Genomic DNA, 5504 nt, shown 5'->3' on the forward strand with positions numbered 1-5504 from the left:
AATAAAAAACCCCAGCACCTGTTGGTACTGGGGTTTGGGTATTAGGCGCCTGACGATGACCTACTCTCACATGGGCAACGCCACACTACCATCGGCGCTGGTCTGTTTCACTTCTGAGTTCGGGATGGGATCAGGTGGTTCCAGACCGCTATGGTCGTCAGGCAAAACGGTTGATCACTGGGGGACGGGATAGAACGATGTGATGCTGATTTCTGGTTGCGTCATCCGCAATTGTCTTGGGTGTTATATAGTCAAGCCGCACGAGCAATTAGTATCGGTTAGCTCAACGCCTCACAGCGCTTACACACCCGACCTATCAACGTCCTGGTCTTGAACGGCTCTTCAGGGACCTCGAGGGTCCAGGGAGATCTCATCTTGGAAGGGGCTTCCCGCTTAGATGCTTTCAGCGGTTATCCTGTCCGAACATAGCTACCGGGCAATGCCACTGGCGTGACAACCCGAACACCAGAGGTTCGTCCACTCCGGTCCTCTCGTACTAGGAGCAGCTTTCCTCAAATCTCCAACGTCCACGGCAGATAGGGACCGAACTGTCTCACGACGTTCTAAACCCAGCTCGCGTACCACTTTAAATGGCGAACAGCCATACCCTTGGGACCGGCTTCAGCCCCAGGATGTGATGAGCCGACATCGAGGTGCCAAACACCGCCGTCGATGTGAACTCTTGGGCGGTATCAGCCTGTTATCCCCGGAGTACCTTTTATCCGTTGAGCGATGGCCCTTCCATACAGAACCACCGGATCACTATGACCTACTTTCGTACCTGCTCGACGTGTCTGTCTCGCAGTTAAGCGGGCTTGTGCCATTACACTAACCGCACGATGTCCGACCGTGCTTAGCCCACCTTTGTGCTCCTCCGTTACGCTTTGGGAGGAGACCGCCCCAGTCAAACTACCCACCACACAGTGTCCTCATCCCCGATCAGGGGACCAAGTTAGAACCTCAAACAGGTCAGGCTGGTATTTCAAGGTTGGCTCCACGAGAACTGGCGTTCCCGCTTCAAAGCCTCCCAGCTATCCTACACAAACATGCTCAAAGTTCACTGTGAAGCTATAGTAAAGGTTCACGGGGTCTTTCCGTCTAGCCGCGGATACACCGCATCTTCACGGCGATTTCAATTTCACTGAGTCTCGGGTAGAGACAGCGCCCCCATCGTTACGCCATTCGTGCAGGTCGGAACTTACCCGACAAGGAATTTCGCTACCTTAGGACCGTTATAGTTACGGCCGCCGTTTACCGGGGCTTCGATCAAGAGCGTCGCGCAAGCGCTAACCCCATCAATTAACCTTCCGGCACCGGGCAGGCGTCACACCGTATACGTCCACTTTCGTGTTTGCACAGTGCTGTGTTTTTAATAAACAGTCGCAGGGGCCTGGTATCTTCGACTGGCTTGGGCTCCACCCGCAAAGGGTCTCACCTACCACCAGCGTGCCTTCTCCCGAAGTTACGGCACCATTTTGCCTAGTTCCTTTACCCGAGTTCTCTCAAGCGCCTTGGTATTCTCTACCTGACCACCTGTGTCGGTTTGGGGTACGGTCCCGAATAGCCTGAAGCTTAGAAGATTTTCCTGGAAGCAGGGCATCAATGACTTCCCGCCCTGAAAGGGCAGTCGTCGTCGCGTCTCGGCATTGTGGGACCGGATTTGCCTGATCCCACTGCCTACTCGCTTAAACCGGGACAACCGTCGCCCGGCTCACCTAGCCTTCTCCGTCTCTCCATCGCAGCTATCCAAGGTACGGGAATATTAACCCGTTTCCCATCGACTACACCTTTCGGTCTCGCCTTAGGGGCCGACTCACCCTGCGCCGATTAGCGTTGCGCAGGAACCCTTGGTCTTCCGGCGTGGGGGTTTTTCACCCCCATTGTCGTTACTCATGTCAGCATTCGCACTTCTGATACCTCCAGCATGCTTCTCAACACACCTTCGCAGGCTTACAGAACGCTCCCCTACCCCGTGCACTTGCGTGCACAGCCGCAGCTTCGGTGACCAGTTTGAGCCCCGTTACATCTTCCGCGCAGGCCGACTCGACTAGTGAGCTATTACGCTTTCTTTAAAGGATGGCTGCTTCTAAGCCAACCTCCTAGCTGTCTGAGCCTTCCCACATCGTTTCCCACTTAACTGGTACTTGGGGACCTTAGCTGGCGGTCTGGGTTGTTTCCCTCTTCACGACGGACGTTAGCACCCGCCGTGTGTCTCCCGGATAGTACTCACAGGTATTCGGAGTTTGCATCGGGTTGGTAAGTCGGGATGACCCCCTAGCCGAAACAGTGCTCTACCCCCTGTGGTATTCGTCCGAGGCGCTACCTAAATAGCTTTCGGGGAGAACCAGCTATCTCCGGGCTTGATTAGCCTTTCACTCCGATCCACAAGTCATCCCCTGGCTTTTCAACGACAGTGGGTTCGGTCCTCCAGTTGATGTTACTCAACCTTCAACCTGCTCATGGATAGATCGCCCGGTTTCGGGTCTATGCCCAGCGACTGAATCGCCCTATTCAGACTCGGTTTCCCTACGGCTCCCCTACACGGTTAACCTCGCCACTGAACATAAGTCGCTGACCCATTATACAAAAGGTACGCCGTCACGGAACACGTCCGCTCCGACTGCTTGTACGCATACGGTTTCAGGATCTATTTCACTCCCCTCACAGGGGTTCTTTTCGCCTTTCCCTCACGGTACTGGTTCACTATCGGTCAGTCAGGAGTATTTAGCCTTGGAGGATGGTCCCCCCATGTTCAGACAGGATATCACGTGTCCCGTCCTACTCGATTTCACTGAACCTGGGTTTCGGATACGGGGCTATCACCCACTATGGCGGCCCTTTCCAGAGCCTTCTCCTACCCGTTGTCCAGCTTAAGGGCTGGTCCCCGTTCGCTCGCCGCTACTGAGGGAATCTCGGTTGATTTCTTTTCCTCGGGGTACTTAGATGTTTCAGTTCCCCCGGTTCGCCTCGTACACCTATGTATTCAGTGCACGATACCGACCCGAAAGTCGGTGGGTTTCCCCATTCAGAGATGCCCGGATCACAGCTTGTTTGCCAGCTCCCCGAGCCTTATCGCAGGCTTCCACGTCTTTCATCGCCTCTGACTGCCAAGGCATCCACCGTATGCGCTTAGTTGCTTGACTATATAACCCCAAGACAACTGTTCACGAATTCTCACCCACCAGGCAAGCCTGACAGACGATTCTTCGAGACAGCCGCTTGAAGCGATATAACAACCACTTCAACGACAACACCGGATAACGCTTGAAATCGCTATCACATTGAACATTGTTCCTCGGAGATAATGAGAAACAATATTCGTGTTCTATCTCGTCCAATTTGTTAAAGAGCAAATCTGACCCAGTGATCAGAAAGAAGGGCTTCGCTTGATCTGTCATCAAACCGAAACGCTTGTTTCTGCACACTGCTAACTCAACGTTAGTCAGTAAAGTTTGGTGGAGCCGAGGAGGATCGAACTCCTGACCTCCTGCGTGCAAGGCAGGCGCTCTCCCAGCTGAGCTACGGCCCCAGTAAAGTTGCCAGGAATTGTTCAGATCTAGGCGTCGAAGTGCGCCGCATAGCCTGCTATGCAAGTGCTTCGACAACGACGAGCTGAGCAATTCTGGTGGGTCTGGGTGGACTTGAACCACCGACCTCACCCTTATCAGGGGTGCGCTCTAACCACCTGAGCTACAGACCCGGTTTTGCTTGTCTTCGCACCACCTGAGCTGCGTTGCAGTCTTCGATCACTCAGTCACGTACCTGGGTACGCTCCCTCACTCTCTCAGCCTGCGCCTTGTCAGCTGGCGCGAATCCGGCGCCAAACCCCGAGATCGTCTCGTGGTTTGAACCAAACCGACAACGGGCCTGCATAGACCCTTTGCTCTCTTTATTAGCCAACCAAGTAATTCGTGTGGACTCTGACCGAAGCCTTCGGCTTCGTTTAAGGAGGTGATCCAGCCGCAGGTTCCCCTACGGCTACCTTGTTACGACTTCACCCCAGTCATGAACCACACCGTGGTGATCGTCCTCCCGAAGGTTAGACTAACCACTTCTGGTGCAATCCACTCCCATGGTGTGACGGGCGGTGTGTACAAGGCCCGGGAACGTATTCACCGTGACATTCTGATTCACGATTACTAGCGATTCCGACTTCACGCAGTCGAGTTGCAGACTGCGATCCGGACTACGACGCGTTTTGTGAGATTGGCTCCCCCTCGCGGGTTTGCAGCCCTCTGTGCGCGCCATTGTAGCACGTGTGTAGCCCTGGCCGTAAGGGCCATGATGACCTGACGTCATCCCCACCTTCCTCCGGTTTGTCACCGGCAGTCTCCCTAGAGTTCTCAGCCGAACTGCTAGCAACTAGGGATAGGGGTTGCGCTCGTTACGGGACTTAACCCAACATCTCACGACACGAGCTGACGACGGCCATGCAGCACCTGTGTCTGAGCTCCCGAAGGCACCAATCCATCTCTGGAAAGTTCTCAGCATGTCAAGGCCAGGTAAGGTTCTTCGCGTTGCGTCGAATTAAACCACATGCTCCACCGCTTGTGCGGGCCCCCGTCAATTCATTTGAGTTTTAACCTTGCGGCCGTACTCCCCAGGCGGTCAACTTAGTGCGTTAGCTGCGCCACTAAGACTTCAAGAGTCCCAACGGCTAGTTGACATCGTTTACGGCGTGGACTACCAGGGTATCTAATCCTGTTTGCTCCCCACGCTTTCGCACCTCAGTGTCAGTGTTGGTCCAGGGTGCCGCCTTCGCCACTGGTGTTCCTTCCTATATCTACGCATTTCACCGCTACACAGGAAATTCCACACCCCTCTACCACACTCTAGCCTGACAGTTCGAAATGCCGTTCCCAGGTTAAGCCCGGGGCTTTCACATCTCGCTTATCAAACCACCTACGCGCGCTTTACGCCCAGTAATTCCGATTAACGCTTGCACCCTCCGTATTACCGCGGCTGCTGGCACGGAGTTAGCCGGTGCTTCTTCTGTGAGTAACGTCAATCCTCAAGGGTATTAACCTTAAGGCCTTCCTCCTCACTGAAAGTGCTTTACAACCCGAAAGCCTTCTTCACACACGCGGCATGGCTGGATCAGGGTTGCCCCCATTGTCCAATATTCCCCACTGCTGCCTCCCGTAGGAGTTCGGGCCGTGTCTCAGTCCCGATGTGGCTGATCATCCTCTCAGACCAGCTACGGATCGTCGCCTTGGTAGGCCTTTACCCCACCAACCAGCTAATCCGACTTAGGCTCATCCAATAGCGCAAGGTCCACTCTCCGAAAAGAACAGAGCCCCTGCTTTCCCCCAAAGGGCGTACGCGGTATTAATCCGGGTTTCCCCGGGCTATCCCCCACTACCAGGCAGATTCCTAAGCATTACTCACCCGTCCGCCGCTCGTCAGCATCCCGAAGGACCTGCTACCGCTCGACTTGCATGTGTTAAGCCTGCCGCCAGCGTTCAATCTGAGCCATGATCAAACTCTTCAGTTTAAATCATACA

At 54.5% G+C, this 5504-nt stretch carries 2 tRNA genes and 3 rRNA genes; all 5 read right to left on the reverse strand.

The annotated features are described in order from the left end of the window. Positions 1–47: 47 nt before the first annotated feature. The 5 genes from rrf to QPL96_RS19095 all read right to left on the reverse strand — a co-directional run bounded on the left by rrf (position 48) and on the right by QPL96_RS19095 (position 5494). A 5S ribosomal RNA gene (rrf, locus tag QPL96_RS19075) occupies positions 48–162 on the reverse strand. A gap of 85 nt (positions 163–247) precedes the next feature. Then, positions 248–3143 (reverse strand): 23S ribosomal RNA (locus tag QPL96_RS19080). 310 nt (positions 3144–3453) lie between these two features. Continuing rightward, positions 3454–3529 (reverse strand) — tRNA-Ala (locus QPL96_RS19085). A gap of 94 nt (positions 3530–3623) precedes the next feature. Beyond that, positions 3624–3700 (reverse strand) — tRNA-Ile (locus QPL96_RS19090). A gap of 244 nt (positions 3701–3944) precedes the next feature. Further along, a 16S ribosomal RNA gene (locus QPL96_RS19095) occupies positions 3945–5494 on the reverse strand. The 16S, 23S and 5S rRNA genes sit together here with 2 tRNA genes alongside, the layout of an rRNA operon. Between the last annotated feature and the right edge of the window lie 10 nt (positions 5495–5504).

This window comes from Marinobacter sp. SS8-8 (genome assembly GCF_030540945.1).
Taxonomy (GTDB): domain Bacteria; phylum Pseudomonadota; class Gammaproteobacteria; order Pseudomonadales; family Oleiphilaceae; genus Marinobacter.